The sequence below is a fragment of the Lysinibacillus antri genome (assembly GCF_003977595.1).
Classification (GTDB): domain Bacteria; phylum Bacillota; class Bacilli; order Bacillales_A; family Planococcaceae; genus Ureibacillus; species Ureibacillus antri.
Genome location: NZ_RYYR01000046.1, coordinates 1 through 15,908, shown reverse-complemented (window position 1 = coordinate 15,908; position 15,908 = coordinate 1). Strand labels below are relative to the sequence as shown.

General features: G+C 37.2%; 14 protein-coding genes. 2 read left to right on the top strand and 12 right to left on the bottom strand.

Features of this window, described 5'->3' with window-relative positions; all coding sequences use genetic code 11:
- Nucleotides 1-225 precede the first annotated feature (225 nt).
- The 5 genes from EK386_RS19165 to zapA form a co-directional block, all read right to left on the bottom strand.
- Nucleotides 226-639, bottom strand: coding sequence for a DUF350 domain-containing protein (locus EK386_RS19165; protein WP_126660792.1), 414 nt, complete (start codon nucleotides 637-639; stop codon nucleotides 226-228).
- A 62-nt stretch (nucleotides 640-701) separates the two neighbouring features.
- The gene (locus EK386_RS19160; RefSeq protein ID WP_126660791.1) at nucleotides 702-3,068 is read right to left on the bottom strand and encodes an endonuclease MutS2; all 2,367 of its coding nucleotides are present in this window, start codon (nucleotides 3,066-3,068) and stop codon (nucleotides 702-704) included.
- Between the two features lie 35 nt (nucleotides 3,069-3,103).
- Nucleotides 3,104-4,813, bottom strand: a complete 1,710-nt coding sequence (gene polX / locus EK386_RS19155; RefSeq protein ID WP_126660790.1) for a DNA polymerase/3'-5' exonuclease PolX — start codon at nucleotides 4,811-4,813, stop codon at nucleotides 3,104-3,106.
- An 89-nt stretch (nucleotides 4,814-4,902) separates the two neighbouring features.
- Entirely contained in the window at nucleotides 4,903-5,442 is a 540-nt protein-coding gene (locus EK386_RS19150; RefSeq protein WP_126660789.1) for a CvpA family protein, read from the bottom strand.
- Nucleotides 5,443-5,447: 5 nt separating this feature from the next.
- Nucleotides 5,448-5,714: a cell division protein ZapA gene (gene zapA / locus EK386_RS19145; RefSeq protein ID WP_126660788.1), complete on the bottom strand. Its 267-nt coding sequence runs from the start codon at nucleotides 5,712-5,714 to the stop codon at nucleotides 5,448-5,450.
- A 321-nt stretch (nucleotides 5,715-6,035) separates the two neighbouring features.
- Between zapA and rnhC the strand changes: the two genes are divergently transcribed.
- Entirely contained in the window at nucleotides 6,036-6,989 is a 954-nt protein-coding gene (rnhC, locus tag EK386_RS19140; RefSeq protein ID WP_126660787.1) for a ribonuclease HIII, read from the top strand.
- A gap of 548 nt (nucleotides 6,990-7,537) precedes the next feature.
- Here the strand turns inward: rnhC and EK386_RS19135 are convergent.
- From EK386_RS19135 to EK386_RS19110, 6 genes are all read right to left on the bottom strand, one after another.
- Nucleotides 7,538-7,786, bottom strand: coding sequence for a (2Fe-2S)-binding protein (locus tag EK386_RS19135; protein ID WP_126660786.1), 249 nt, complete (start codon nucleotides 7,784-7,786; stop codon nucleotides 7,538-7,540).
- The gene (locus EK386_RS19130; RefSeq protein WP_126660785.1) at nucleotides 7,787-9,004 is read right to left on the bottom strand and encodes an NAD(P)/FAD-dependent oxidoreductase; all 1,218 of its coding nucleotides are present in this window, start codon (nucleotides 9,002-9,004) and stop codon (nucleotides 7,787-7,789) included.
- Entirely contained in the window at nucleotides 8,994-9,284 is a 291-nt protein-coding gene (locus EK386_RS19125; protein ID WP_126660784.1) for a (2Fe-2S)-binding protein, read from the bottom strand. Before EK386_RS19125 ends, EK386_RS19130 begins: the two co-directional genes overlap by 11 nt.
- Before the next feature lie 16 nt (nucleotides 9,285-9,300).
- Nucleotides 9,301-10,458, bottom strand: coding sequence for an NAD(P)/FAD-dependent oxidoreductase (locus EK386_RS19120; RefSeq protein ID WP_126660783.1), 1,158 nt, complete (start codon nucleotides 10,456-10,458; stop codon nucleotides 9,301-9,303).
- Between the two features lie 74 nt (nucleotides 10,459-10,532).
- The gene (locus tag EK386_RS19115; protein ID WP_246027733.1) at nucleotides 10,533-11,942 is read right to left on the bottom strand and encodes a sodium:solute symporter family protein; all 1,410 of its coding nucleotides are present in this window, start codon (nucleotides 11,940-11,942) and stop codon (nucleotides 10,533-10,535) included.
- 322 nt (nucleotides 11,943-12,264) lie between these two features.
- Entirely contained in the window at nucleotides 12,265-12,804 is a 540-nt protein-coding gene (locus EK386_RS19110) for a hydrolase (RefSeq protein ID WP_126660781.1), read from the bottom strand.
- Between the two features lie 183 nt (nucleotides 12,805-12,987).
- Between EK386_RS19110 and EK386_RS19105 the strand changes: the two genes are divergently transcribed.
- Nucleotides 12,988-13,422 carry a nucleoside-diphosphate sugar epimerase gene (locus EK386_RS19105; protein ID WP_126660780.1) on the top strand — a complete coding sequence of 145 codons (435 nt, stop codon included), beginning with the start codon at nucleotides 12,988-12,990 and terminating at the stop codon, nucleotides 13,420-13,422.
- A gap of 34 nt (nucleotides 13,423-13,456) precedes the next feature.
- Here the strand turns inward: EK386_RS19105 and EK386_RS19100 are convergent, their stop codons facing one another.
- Nucleotides 13,457-15,730 (bottom strand): S9 family peptidase, encoded by a 2,274-nt coding sequence (locus EK386_RS19100; RefSeq protein WP_126660779.1) that lies wholly within the window; start codon nucleotides 15,728-15,730, stop codon nucleotides 13,457-13,459.
- Nucleotides 15,731-15,908: the final 178 nt, after the last annotated feature.

The following is a 15,908-nucleotide window of genomic DNA, read 5'->3' as shown; positions in this document are numbered from 1 at the left end:
TTCGTTTTACCTTTAGAAATCTCTTGAGTTTATTGTAAAAGAAAAAAGACTGTAGGCAAACTCGAAATTTATCGAGTTTGTCTACAGTCTGAAGCTAGTAGATGTACTTTACATCTACTAGCTTCTATAAACTTTTAAACGGTAAATAGATAATATATTCCTACAATGATAAATAATACACAAACAACCATTAATACTTTTGCTAATTTTTCCATTTTATTGCTCCTATAATATACTCGCACCAATGACAAAGGATAATCCTAAAGAAATCGTAAAGGAAATAAACCCAACTGAGCGATTATCATTCGCTATTTCTTCATCTACATTAAAACGTGGTGTAAGAAATTCAAAAAGTAGATAGGCAAAAATGAGTAATACAAACCCAAATAATCCCCAACCAATCATCTCAAGTAATGTTGAGTGTCGTTCAATTGAATATCGAAAAATATTACATATACCAAGTATTTTCCCACCTGTTGCTAGTGAGACAGCTACGTTTCCTTTTTTTATTTCATCCCAATTTTTATACTTTGTAACAACCTCAAACACGACCATTGATACGATTAAACAAAGTACAACAACACTAAAATATCCTGCTGTTTCCACTAAAGGATGTTGCCAAAAACTTGAACCTAGCACATTGTCATCCCCTTTTTGTATTAGGTAGAGGGGATTCCTCCACCTAATGAATTAAAAAACTTTTATTTTAATTCAACTACAGTGACTCCAAATCCACCTTCTCCAGCTTCACCATAGCGGAATGACTTCACGCGCTTATGCCCTTTTAAATAGCTTTGGATCCCTTGTCTTAATGCGCCTGTTCCTTTTCCGTGAATAATGGACACTCTCGGATAATTTGCAAGAAGGGCATCATCAATATATTTTTCTGTTCTAAGGATAGCATCTTCATACCGTTCCCCACGCAAATCTAATTCTAACTTCACATGACTATTACGGTTTCTCACATTCGTCATTGCAACCGTTTGTTTTTCTTTATCTGGTTTCACAAACTGTAAATCAGATTCTTCTAATTTCATTTTTAAAATACCAATTTGAACTACCCATTCGGTTTCTGAAACTTTATCAATTAATGTTCCTTTTTGACCATAGCTAATTACTTTTACCTCGTCACCCACTTTTAAGTTTTGTGAACGTTCCCGTAATTGAGCTTGTTTTTTAAGCACTGGGTTTTCTTTTGGTGCCGCTTCATCTAAACGTTTTTTCGCCTCGATGATTTCATGATCTTTTACTGCCTTATTTGCATTTTCACGCATTTGGCGCAGCTCTGCAATGACTTTTTCTGCTTCTTCTTTTGCTTGATCAACTATTTTTCGCGCTTTATCTTTTGCCTTTTTCTCAAGGTTTTCTTTTTTCTCATCGTACGTTTTGATACGTTCAGCTAATTGCTCATGTAGTTCTTTCGCTTCTTCTAGTAGAATGTGCGCTTCTTCTGCTTCTCGCTCTGAACGTCTTCTACTTTCTTCTAGGGAGGCAATCATCGACTCTACTTCATGTCGATCTGTTCCAGTGAAAGACTTCGCTTGTTCGATAATTGATTCTTTTAAACCGAGACGTTTTGAGATTTCAAAGGCATTGGAACGTCCTGGTACACCAATCAGTAAACGATACGTAGGGCTCAATGTTTCTACATCAAATTCCACACTTGCGTTTACTACCCCTGGACGATTGTATCCATACGCTTTTAGTTCAGGGTAATGGGTCGTTGCCATAACTCTCGCACCACGACCGACTACTTCATCCAAAATCGAAATGGCTAGTGCTGCTCCCTCTTGTGGATCTGTCCCTGCTCCAAGCTCATCAAATAAGACAAGTGAACGGGAATCAAATTTACTTAAAATATCCACAATGTTCACCATATGAGAAGAGAAAGTAGATAACGATTGTTCAATGGATTGTTCATCCCCAATGTCAGCAAATAATTGATCAAATACAGCCAGTTCCGAACCATCTAATGCGGGAACAGGTAAACCGGCTTGGGCCATAAGCGTACAGAGACCAACCGTTTTTAATGTAACAGTTTTACCACCCGTATTTGGACCCGTAATAACGATGGCCGTAATATCACGACCGAACTCAATTGTATTTGGAACCGCCTCTTCAATAGAGATTAGTGGGTGTCTAGCCCGAACAAGTCGAATATACCCATCTTCATTCATTTTAGGCATCGTACACTTATTCGCTTGACCGTACTTCCCTTTTGCCAAAATGACATCGATATCCCCTAAAATTTGAACAAGGACGAAAATATCGTGACTTACCTCTTGTACTTTTGCAGAAAGGACCGTTAAAATACGTTCAATTTCTACTTTTTCCTTTATTTTCAAACGGCCGATTTCATTGTTTGCTTGGACAACGGATTCAGGTTCGATAAATAATGTTTGGCCCGATGAAGATTGGTCATGCACAATTCCACCATAATGGCCACGGTATTCCTGTTTAACTGGAATTACAAAACGGTCATTACGAATCGTTACAATGGCATCAGAAAGCATTTTAGTAGCGTTTGAACCGCGCGTTAAACTTTCTAATTTTTGACGGACCTTTGCTTCTTCTGATCGAAGAGATTGTCGAATCGAACGTAATGTTGTACTTGCTGAATCGAGTACTGCCCCATTATCATCAATACAATCATTAATTTCGTGTTGTAATGCTGTTAGAATTGGGAGCTGTTCTTTTCTTTCAATAAAATGAGGGATTTGAATATCTCCCTCTTGTTCAAGATCTTCAATAAAATTGCGTAATATGCGACTTGCACGAATCGTACTAGCAATTTCCATTAATTCAATCGGACTTAACATCCCACCGATTTGCGCTCTTTTTGCATGGGGGCGTACATCAAAAATACCGCCCATTGGTACATTTCCTTTTACACGTAAAATGGATAGCCCTTCATCCATTTCTTCTAATAATTCAACAACTCTTTCAAATTCTGTTTCGGGAATTAATTGTTCAATTGCGTTTTTCCCTAAAGTTGATGTGCAGAAATTTGCTACCTGCTCACGAACTTTATCGTATTCTAATGTTCTTAATGCTCGTTGTGCGATCACTCCCGAACACCTCCTGCTTATGTCTCACTAATACTTTACTTGTTTTTTCTAATAAAAGTTTCAAATTGTTCTTTTGACCATGTATTGACAACTAACTCTTTCTTTAACCATGCTTTTTGCGCATACTTTGTCCCAATCTCCATAAAGAGCAGTTGTTCGATTGCATGGGCATCCGTATTAATGGCGATTGGCACGTTTTGTTCCATTGCCATCACTAAATGTTCGATACATAAATCTAGACGATACGGATTGGCATTTAACTCTAAAATTTTTCCATATTCACTTGCCCATTGAATTAATTGGGGTATATCAGGATTATAACCTTCACGCTGCCCAATAATGCGACCGGTTGGATGGGCAATCATGTGCACATAAGGATTTTTAATTGCCGTAAAGAGGCGCTCCATTATTTTTTCTTGTGGCTGTGAAAAACTGGAATGGATCGAGGCAATGACAAAATCAAGTTCACGTAACACTTCATCATCATAATCGAGGGTTGCATCTGGCAAAATATCCATTTCCGTTCCTGCATACAATGTGAAATTTGGATGGGACTCATTAAATTGATAGATTTCTACTCGTTGATTTTTTAATCGCTCTGGCGTTAATCCATTGGCCACTTTTAAATATTGCGAATGGTCCGTGATTACCCCATAAGCATAGCCGCGTTCAATTAATGCCTGGCCCATTTCTCGAACAGTATGGGCTCCATCCGACCAAGTTGTATGCATATGCAAGTCCGATACAATCGAATCCATTGTTACTAGACCAGCTAATTCATCCAATCGTTCTAATTCTTTCCCTGATTCACGCACGGTTGGCGGAATAAAAGGTAAATTAAAATGGGCGAAAAACTGTTCTTCCGAATCAAATGTTAACACTGCGCCATCTGGTTGTTCCACACCATATTCACTAATTTTCTTTCCTTGATCTTTCGCAAGTTGGCGCATTCGCACATTGTGATCTTTTGAACCTGTAAAATGATGCAAGGCTGTCGCGAATTCTTTTTCTGAAACTAATCGGAAATCCACACTCACTGGTTCTTCACCGTCTAGTATAACCGATACTTTTGTCTCCCCTGCTGCAACAACTTCTTTGACAACAAGCTTTGTTAACAACTGTTCCTTTACTTTTTCAGGTTGTGCTGTAGCGACAATAAAATCAATATCCTTACTCATCTCGCTCACACGGCGATAACTACCAGCTACAGAAAATTTCTGAATTTCAGGAATGTCTGTTAGTACATGATGAATGTCAATGACAACGGTTTGTAGATACCAAATTGGTAGACGTTCACTTCTTTGACCGAAGTTTTCGAGTTCTTTTAAAATTTTTTCTTCTGATTTAGCTCCAAAGCCTGCTAGTTTTTGAATGTCGTGATTTTCACAAGCTTCTTTTAGTTTTTCCGCGCTATCGATCCCAAGCTCACTATAAAGCTTTGCTAGTTTCTTCCCGCCTAAACCAGGTAGTTTGAGTAACGGAATTAATCCTTTAGGCACGACTTCTTCCAACTCTTTTAATTGAGAGGATTCCCCTGTCTCAATTAATTCATGAATAACGGCTGCAGTCCCTTTCCCAATTCCTTTAATTTTCGTTATATCTTCCATTTCACTTAAACTGCGCTCATCTAACTCAAGAGCATTGGCTGCTTTACGAAATGCAGATATTTTAAATGGATTTTCACCTTGAAGTTCTAACATCAGTGCAATTTTTTCGAGCGTTTTAATCACGATTTTTTTATTCATTTCGTTAATACCTCCGTTTAAGTAAATTAATCCGCGAAAAAGGAAATGCCCCAAAAGTCGCTTTGGGACATTTCCTACTTTTAGAATCGTTACTGCTTATAAATATACCACCAATTTTGTACCAATTTCGTTAGGATTGGGGTATGTTCTAACATTAAATTTGCAATGAATGAACTGCCCATAAAACTTTGAACAGAAGCAATTGGAATTAATGCGATGACATACATTCCGATAAATAATAGGAAATAAAATTCTACAAAGCATAATGCAGCTCCAAGTACGCGATTGACAGAATTTAATATCGGGAAGTACGTTAAAAAATCAAAAATCGATGCAAAAATTTGCAATGCAATTTTCACAGCAAAGAAAATGATGGCAAAGGCAATAATTCGGTAAAAAGTTTTATCAACATCAAGGGCATCTATAATCAGAGTCAAGGATGTATCTTCTGTTATGCCAGGATATGGTATCCAAAGCACAAATTTATCCGCTAGTGGTTTATAATAGATGTAAGCCACAATGAGTGCAATAAAAAAGCTTGAAAGGTGAATGGCTTGTACAATAAAGCCACGTTTTAACCCTACAAGTAAACTAGCAGCAAATACTAGTAATAATATGATGTCTAACATGAACTTCAATCCTTTAATTTTTTCAATTGTTCTTCGAGCTGTTCTACTTGTTCTTTTAATTTTAATAATTCATGAACTGTATTCACAGCTGTAAGTACTGCAAGCTTTGCGCTATCCAATGAAGGATTATGTACGTTTATTTCTCGCATTTTATCATCAACTATGGAAGCAACCAATCGCATGTGACCAGTCGATTCTGTTCCTACCATTTTATAAGAATGACCATAAATTTCCACGGTTATTCGATTTTTTTCCTGTATTTGTTCAGCCAAAGCAATTCCTCCCAAAGCGTAAGCAAAAAAACAATTGTGAGCAACAAGCAGTTTTAAGTAGTGTTGAGCAGTTCCTTCCTACTTTGTGGAATGAACGACCCAAAGAGGCGCGATTTTGGTTAAACTACCAATCCGTGGTATTCTCAACTTGGATTGATGTTTCACTTCTCCTAATAAAACAATTTCTATGAGGCTTACAAACTTTTACTTCTAGCTTGACACGATTTCTATTAGATTAGAATATATTTGGAAAATTATTAATAACATCATACCATGAAACTGTTTTTAATGTGAACATCCAACAAAGAAAGGGACGAACTTATGTCGAATATTGTGTTACAACTGTCAACAGAGATCCAAAATCAAATTAAAACCTTTTATGCTTCCTCCACTGTCGAGCGAAATGCACCCGGCGTGATTTTTGCAGCAAAGCTTTCAGACACAGCCATCACCATGTACAAATCTGGGAAAGTGATGTTTCAAGGAATAGGCGCAACAAGAGAAGCGAGTCGCTGGGGTGAAGTTCCCTCTAAAGCACCCACATCGACTTCAACTACTATTTCTTCTATTAAAACAAAAGGAGACAAACTACCCGCTAATTTTGCATCCATGTCGGTAATTGGATCAGATGAAACAGGGACAGGGGATTACTTCGGACCCGTTACTGTAGCTGCTGTCTTTGTGCCGAAAGATAAAATTGAACTCATTCAAGAACTTGGTGTGAAAGATTCAAAAATGTTGAATGATCAAATTATGCGAAAAATTGCCCCAGATATTATGTCCGTTTGTTCCTATAGTATTTTAACGTTACGAAATGAAAAGTATAATGCGATTCAAGAAAAAGGCTATTCTCAAGGAAAAATAAAAGCGATGCTGCACAATCAGGCATTAAAAAATGTATTGGAAAAAATCAGTCCTGAGAAACCAGAGTATATTTTAATTGACCAATTTGCTGAACGCGATACGTACTATAAACATATCCAAAAGGAAAAAGAGATTGTTACAGAGAATGTTCTATTTTCTACAAAAGCTGAACAATTGCATGTAGCTGTTGCAGCTGCATCTATTTTGGCCCGTTTCGCCTTTTTAAAAGAAATGGACCGATTAGCAGGGATTGTTGGTTTTGATTTACAAAAAGGCGCAAGTGGAAAAGTAGATCAAATGGCCGCGAAAATCTGGCTAACACGTGGAGAAAAAACGTTAAAATCTCTATCGAAATGGCATTTTGCTAATACCGAAAAAGCGCGGAAATTGGTTGAACAGAAGCGAAAGTAAATTAAATATCCTAAATGAAGTTAAAAAGGGTATCTAATAAATCCTTACTATAAATATAGTATCTCTTAAAATGATAACAACCTACTCTGTAAATATATACTTACGAAATATCGAAAAATTATCGTTTAGTGAGAGGACTAAGCACACAAGCCGCAGAGCCAACTTGTAGTTGTCTCTACGACTTGTCTTTGTGCTTGGTGAAAGGTCCTCTCACATATAGTAATGACTACTAATACTTTATGTATTTTTCGCGGCTTACAGTAGTAGGCCGCGTCTTCATAATTTACGTTACACTACTGGAGTTATATAAAAAACTATAACCTATTAATCTAGGTATCTTGTTGTTGATTGAAGCGAAGGTGGCGACTCCAGTGGGAAAAGCGTGAGCCTTGAGACCCCACAGGAGCGAGGGACGAGCGACGAGGAGGCTCAAGCCACGCCCACGGAAAGCGTCCGCCGTAGCGGAAATCAACAAATTCCAAAAGTAAAAATGTAGAATTCAAATTTTCACTGAATTGTACATTTACCCCTTTAAACTGCTCCCTTTTTTATAAATCCCCTAATCGAATAGGTCTTACAGGTGCTTGTGCTTTTTGTAACTGTGTGATCGAGTTGGTCCCTACTTTTTCTTTTAATAGGTCTCGGAGGATGGGCTGACATGTGCGACCTTGACAATAACCCATTCCTGCTCGAGTTCGTTTTTTTACGCCTTGAACACTCGTTGCTCCCTCATTAATGGATTGTAAAATTTTTGCTAAACAAACTCCTTCACAACGGCAAATTAATAGATCCTCCATTTACGTATCCCCTATAACAATTGAATAGGCTTGCCATTTTTCCTCCATGATCTTTCTTCCCTCCTTTATATGGGGAAGGAATGAAATGGGAGAAGCGTTCCTTGCAATTTCTACATTGTGATATGCATCGTTTAATTGTTTGTCGTCAATTTTGCCTAAATCAAATAATAAACTTGATGCGGCAAGTTTCCCCTGTGCCATCGCAACCTTTGCCCCTTCAATCCCTGTAATGTTTCCTGCTACGTAAATTCCTTCAATGGAAGTTTTCAAATATTTATTATGTAATGGGACAATGCCTCCTAATTCAGGTATATCTACTAAAAGACAGTTGGCTATTTGTGAAAGATCCACTAATGGCAAAAGTCCACCTGATAGACAAACTGTATCTACTTGTAGCTCTGTCTCTTTCCCTACTAGCTTTCCATCACTAGTCATAGCTTTGACAACAACACTTTCTACTTCGGTTTCTCCATTGATACTTGTAATTGCTTTTCTTAAAAAAATGGGCAAACCATTCAATTTCAAAAAATTATATTTTAAAAGTTTTAATATAATCGGTTTAAACTTTCCTTTTGCAAGTTTACCACCCATGCGAAAAATAAAGTTTGGGGCCATATTTGCCACCATCCCTAGTTTCCCTAATACTTCTTCCGGATTGCTCTGTTCATTCGTAAGATGAGAAGGTGGTGGTAGCATCATTCCCACTACATTCATCCCAGCCTTTTTCATTTCCATGGCCACTGATATTGAAAGTGGGTCAATTCCTACAAAAAGAATGTTTTCGCCAATTTTTACGTGATGTAAATTCGTAAAGGTTTGGGCAGCTCCAACCGACAATACCCCTACTTTTTGCCATCCTCGTATAGGAAGGGCCTTTTCAATCGCACCAGTTGCTAAAATAATAGAATGAGTATGTATTTCTTTTACTTGATTATTTGATAGAAAAAGAATATTTTTTTCAATTTTCCAAACCGTTGTATTATAAAGAATTGTTACTCCTAACGACTCTGCTTCCAATGTAAGTTGTTGTGCAATGATTTTCCCGTCCCACATCTCGCTCTCTTTTGATGTTGTATCCTCGTATAATTGCCCTAATAGGCGCCCCCCTGATCGATAGTACTCATCAACAACGATCACATTCAATCCGTGTTTTGCTAGCTCAATAGAAGAAACAAGTCCAGCAGGTCCAGCCCCTACAACTACCACATCAGCTTTCATCTTGCATTTCTCCAATGGTCAAATTCGACTCACTAATAATGATCATGTTGTCTTCTAAACACGTTAAACATGTTCGAATATTCCGCACATCATTAATCGTTGCCCGACACTCATAACAATGCCCGATGCCACAATAAACGCCGCGCATTTCACCCGTCACCTCACATTTTCGAATAGCGCGAATTCCATTTGCAAACAATGCAGCAGCAATTGTGTGCCCTGCAATTCCCTTATACTGCTTGCCATTAAACGAAAAGGTAATTTCTTTTTCCATAGTCATCTCCTTAAGAGGATGATTAACTAACCGTATTCGTTGAAAAGCGATCAAAACGATATGGCGTTAAATCAACGTCAATATTTTGTCTTGTAACGAGTTTTGCAGCGAGTTGACCTGTTATTGGAGCTAATGCCACACCATCTCCTTCATGGCCTGCAGCGATAAATAAACCATGGATGGAAGGGATGTCACTCAGTATTGGTAAATTATCTGGTGTATGTGGTCGAAACCCTGCAAAAGAACGGATCAAATTCGTATGCTCTAGAATAGGAAATGCTGCAACTGCTCTTTTAGCAATTGCTCGTATAATTTCTCCTTTCACTGTAGGATCAAAACCAACAAACTCCCTCGATCCCCCAATGAGTAAGGTTCCACTTTTTGTTTGACTAATAGCAAGACCTACTCCAACAGTAGATGGATCATTGTCTATCTGTAATTTCGCAGCGAGATAAGCGCCACTTAAAATATTGCAATCAATCATTCGAGGTAATTTTTCTGTTACTAAAATAACCCCTTTTCGAGGCTTAATTGGTATATCTAGATCGATGGTATTTAGTAAATGTTTTGTCCACACACCGCTACAAAGAATGACACTATCTGCATAAATTGCTCCATTAGTCGTTTGAACTCCTTGTATTTGATTATTTCTTATAATTAATTCAACCACTTCAGAATGTAGATGTATTTGCACATTATTTTTATAGGCAGCCTTTGCAAAAGCAAAGGCTGTATGCATCGGATTAATTTCTGCATCCTCTTCGCACCACGTAGCAGCTAGTATATTTTTCGAAATATGAGGATTTTTCCTTCTTATTTCTTCTCCCGATAAAAGTTTGACCTTTAAACCAACTGCCTGTTGTTGCTTCACTCTTTCTTGTAAAACGTTTAACTCCAATTGATTTTCGATTAGTATCATGCCGCCACCATTATGGTATTCCAAATCTTGTTGTAGCTCCTGCTCTAGCTCTTTATAAATCATTGCACTTTGAATCGCTAAATCTAATGCAGGACCTACCTTTTTAGACTGCAACATAATCGCTTTATCACAAGCACCGGACGTACCCGCTGCAATATCTTTTGCCTCAACTAAAATCACTTCTACATTTTGTTTCGATAAGTAATAGGCAACTGCTGTCCCTATAATCCCTGCACCGATCACGACGACTTTTTGTTTCAACGTTTAAACCCCCAACAAAATGCAGTTTCTCAAACCACTTGTTAGGTTATCTTATGCACAGTCTATTTTTAGCGTTAATTGGTTGCTCTTTTATTTGGTAGAATGAAGGAAGCGATGATTGTTAATAATGTTGAAACAAGAACACCCCAAAGGATGCCAAATACGACTGAAATAATAGCACCTGAGACTAGACCAATTCGGCCGCCCCATACAGAAACCTTGCTATTATGCTTACCCATTTCAAATTGTTCTGTTTTTCGGGCTTTCCACAACAACCCAACAATTAATACTGGTACGACTCCCCCACCTGTCATCGTGTATGCAAAGGCGAAGAGACTTATTATTGATTCAGAATAGAGTGCGGCAAGAATAGAAAATGCACCAACTAACACAACGAGCCATTTGGAAATGACAATTAATTTGCGATCTTTGATTTCTTTTGAAAACGGGATAATCAGGTCATTTACGATAACAATTGCTGCAGAGTGTAGTTGCGAGGATGCACTTGAGATAGCTGCTAAGAAGATTAATATGAAGAATAATAGGGCTGCGGATTGCGTCATTTCATTTAAAATTAACCAAGGAATTGCATTTCCAGCTTCAATATCGGGATTTATGGCTTTAACAATCATCCCCGAAACGGATGCTAAAATGGTAAAGACAATGGCTACGATTCCACTATAAAACATCGCGCGACTGGCTGCTTTTGGATTTTCGGCCGCAAAGCATCGTTGCCAATAAACTTGCGCTGCTAACACACCAAAACATCCTGTAATAAATAATGTCACAACTTCCCAACCAGAGATACTTAATTCGGTTAAATGACTTGCATTTACATCAGCCAGCATCATTTTTAATTGTGAATAACTAAAATCAATTTTGGCGTAAACTTTAATATAAAACCATACGGCAAGACCTAGTAATAGTACACCTTGAACAAAATCTGTCCAAACAACCGACAGCATTCCACCAATCGTCGTATAAATAATAAACACGGCAGAGAAGAAAAAGATAAGTGGAATTGGATCGGTCCCTGTAAACACAGAGAATAGATGCCCCATTCCTTTTGCTTGCCCACCAATCCAAGCAATCATAATAGCCGAGGTCAATATCCCAATTATTGCGCGGGAGACTTTATCTCGTAAAATTAAATCATTTAATAATTCTGCAATACTTTTATACGTAAATTTCGCCGCAAAGCCCGCAAATAGTAAGGCAAATAAAATTTTCGATCCTTGCTCCCCAATAATAAATATAATATTGGCGATACCCGTTTCAAAACCTTTTGATGAGTGCCCGACAAAGTTCCCCACACCCATAATTGTTGCAATGTCTGTAAATAAAATTAAAAAGAATGGAAGAGTCCCACCTGCAATCGCAAACTGTAAAAAACTTTCACTCGACTTCTTTCGGAACCTTAGTGACATGCCAATAAAGAATAAACTAAGGGCAATTGTGACAATCCACGTCCAAGTAGCTAACAAGTAATCCCTCCTTTTCATTGTTATCTATTTTTATGCCAAATTTTCAACATTTATAAGGGAATTTTACATCAATTACGCCTCGGCGTAATTGCGTCCAGATTTCGGACTCGTGTTTACACGAGTCAACTCCTTTACGAAATCTGTGACATCCGCCTGGGGCTTTATCTTCATTCAGTCGAGGTTTGAACCCCACTGAAATTGTTACTTTTATTCATTCATCCCCCACTTATAGAAGTGGGCGTCTTCTGCTGAATGAAGATAAAAAACCATACTACTAAAGGAATAATCCAGTAATAGTACGGTTTTTCAGCAGTCTATTTTTTTATTTTACTAGTTTACTAATTGCTTTAAATGTTTCCCCTTTAGCAATTTGTTGCATTTCAAATAAAGCCATTTCGACATTTGTCACTTTTCCACCTAGTTGGACAATTTTTTGAAGTCCAATTTGGCTATTTAAAGCTGTTCGGGAAGAAACACAATCGGCTAATACTTCCACTTCGTATCCATTTGCTAAAAGATGTGCCGCCGTTTGGTATACACAAATATGGGTCTCAATCCCTGCCAATAATACTTTTTTACGACCTGTTGCTTCTAATTGCTCCACAAATTCAGGTGTATCATAGGCACTAAATGTAATTTTTTCAATCGGCTGTTGTTCTGTTAGATGTTGTGCAATTTGCTCTACAGTTGGCCCAAGCCCCTTTGGATACTGTTCCACCCATAGGACAGGAACATCCAAAAGTTTTACTCCTTCTGTTACCATGGCAATATTGCGAATAACAAACTCACTATTATCAACAATTTGCGCTAATTTTCCTTGAATATCAATAAGTACGAGTACTGTATCATCTTTTTGAAGCATGGTCATATCCCCTTTGTATAAAAGTAGTTACTTACTCTATTATTATATACAAAATAAATTCCAAATCTATGAAATACTCGCGTTATTCTAGCAAATACTCGCACTTTTTGGAAAAATACTCGCAGTTTCGTTCGATTTACTCGCACTTTTTGATACAATAACTAATGAGAAAGGATGATTCATTTGTTACGCCTTAGTTGGTTAATTAGTTTAGGGATTTCTCTGATTGGTTTCTTAATCATCGGAAACTTATATAGTGTAAAAATAGAAGAAGGCTCTGGGAATTTTGGATTTGTCGGCATTATTTTTGTTGTGCCGTTTTTATTACTCAGTTTGTTTACAACGTTTCGGTATTTTTTAGCTGTAGCTCGAAATTCAGTGGATCGATTGATGAAAACACTCTCAATCGTGAGTGGGTTTATTTTCATCGGCATTCTAATTTATTTTGTGATTGATTATAAAAACGCGATTTATTTGACTTTAAGTGATTCTTTATCTGACCTTCCATTAATTAATGAACATACATATACAGTTTTCCTAAATTTTTATACGTTTGCCTTGATTCATGCTATTGTTGGTTTAATTGGTGGGATTGTTGGCCTTACGAAAAAAAGATGATTTCTGCTTCGCAACAGAAACCATCTTTTTTAGTTTATTTTAAATGTGTATCAAAGAATTTCACCATTGCATTGTAAAATTCAATACGGTTTTCTTCGTTCATGAAGCCATGTCCTTCATTGTCTTTCACCATGTACTCCACATCTACCCCTCTTGCACGTAAAGCTTCTACAATTTGATCTGATTCTTGTTTATTCACACGTGGATCATTTGCGCCTTGAGCTACAAATAATGGCGTTTTAATCTTATCTACATGGAATACTGGTGAAACCGCAGTTAAAAGCTCTTTATCTTTTTCTGGATGTCCTACTCGCTCATAAAACATATTGCGTTGTGTTTCCCAGTATGCAGGAATTGTTTCTAATAATGTAAAGATATTGGATACCCCTACATAGTCAACCGCTGCTGCATAAAGATCTGGTGTAAATGTAATTCCAGCTAATGCCGCATAACCTCCGAATGATCCACCGTAAATACCGATTTTCTCAGGGTTTGCAATTCCTTGATCAATTGCCCATTGTACGCCATCTGTAATATCATCTTGAATTTTTAGACCCCATTGTTTATTTCCTGCATCCATAAATGCTCGGCCATAACCAGTAGAGGAGCGGAAATTCACTTGAAGTACAGCATAGCCACGATTAGCTAGCAATTGTACTTCAGGATTGAAGCCCCACATATCACGAGCCCATGGACCACCATGAGGGATGACAACTAATGGTAGATTTTCAGCGACTTTATTTTCTGGTAAAGTAAGATACCCATGAATTGTTAGACCATCGCGCGCTTCATACGAAATTGAATTCATTTCTGCCATATCATTAGGGTCTAACCAAGAAGCAAGCTCTGCTAATTCAGTTAATGTGTCTGTTACGGAATCATAGTAATAGTATTTTCCGTAAACTTTATCGCTTGACACATTGACAATAAATTTCGTCATATCTTTGTTGTAATCGCCAATGCCAAACTCACTTTCACTTACACCTAGTTTATCTTTCACTTTATTAAACACTTTCTCAAAATCACTATCTAAAAACTCATAGTGACCTTTATCTGTCATATAGACACCAAAAAGAATTTTATCTTTTGTTGAACTATAGATAGCATTACTAATATCTACGTTTGGATTTGATAAAATGACTTTTTCTTTACCTTCTAAATTATATTGCACAAGCTCCACTTTATCGCGTTTTTTATTTGAAAGCATATAGATCGATTTGTTATCTTGTGAAAAGGCGATTGGTGTTACTGTATCCCCTGCTTCAATCGTAATAAACGGCTTGAATTCTGCTTCTTCGGATTCACGGTAAAGAACTTCCCCTACAACGCCATCTGAAGCTACGGCCATACGAACTTGTCCATTACTATCGGATAGCCAAGATTGAATATTACCAGGGTTTTTTGCCACTAATTTCGTTTCCCCAGTTTTTACATTTAATTTATAAACATCGAAAACAGTCGCGTCTTCTTTGTTCATCATAATTAAAATTTCATCTTTCGCATCTTTTAATATATCAATCGGGTACGCCACCACATTTTCATAAGGTGTTAAATCTTTCTCTGTTCCACCATTAAATGTAGATGTGTAAATATGGTAGTTTTCATCGCCACCATTATCTTTTAAATATAAAATGCTATCATCTTTCCAAATGAACCCTGCGATATCGCGATCTGTTAAATTCGTTACACGTACAGGCTCTTCCTCGCTATTCATTTTCTGTACAAAAATATTTAAGCGATTTTCCCATGCTGCTGCATAAGAAATATAGTTTCCATCTGGAGAAAGTTGATAAGCTAAGTTACCAGGATTTTTCATGAAATCTTCTACCGAAAGCTCTTTAACTCCCGCATTATCAATCTCTTTATTTTCTACTTTTTTAAAATTATCAAAGATTACTTCAAGTTCACTTTCAGAAACTGTAATTCGATTAGTTGGGATGCCATCAAAAATACCTAATTTAGCGGCAGTTTCCTTATAGCTTTGACCTTCTTTTTTTACACCAAGTTCATTAAGTAATACTAGTGCAACTTGTTCTTGTGTAACTTGAACGTCCATATTTTCAAACGTAATCCCTTTTAGCCATTCATCAATTACCGCTTTTCGCATGAAATCAGAGCCGTGTTGGTACGTTAATTCTGTCACCGCTTTTTCCAAAAAGGCTTTCGTCGTCACCCAAGAATGTTGATTGGTCGACACGGTAACCTTACTCTCTACTGAACTATCAACTGTAGTCGTATTTGCTAGTGCTGATAGAGGTAAAGTGAATAATGAAGCTGCTATTGCTGTAGTTAAAACTTTTTTTCTCATATTAATCCTCCTTTTCTGATATCTAATACGTTTCGGAATTAGAAATAGTTTCATCTATATCCAAATTTTTCTTAAATTTATAAAGAACAAAAACGCTAACGCGTCTTTATGTACGACCCAAGCATAATTATTCGCTTGGGTCCTTTTTCGCTTCAAACATTTCACCGTTACAATACGG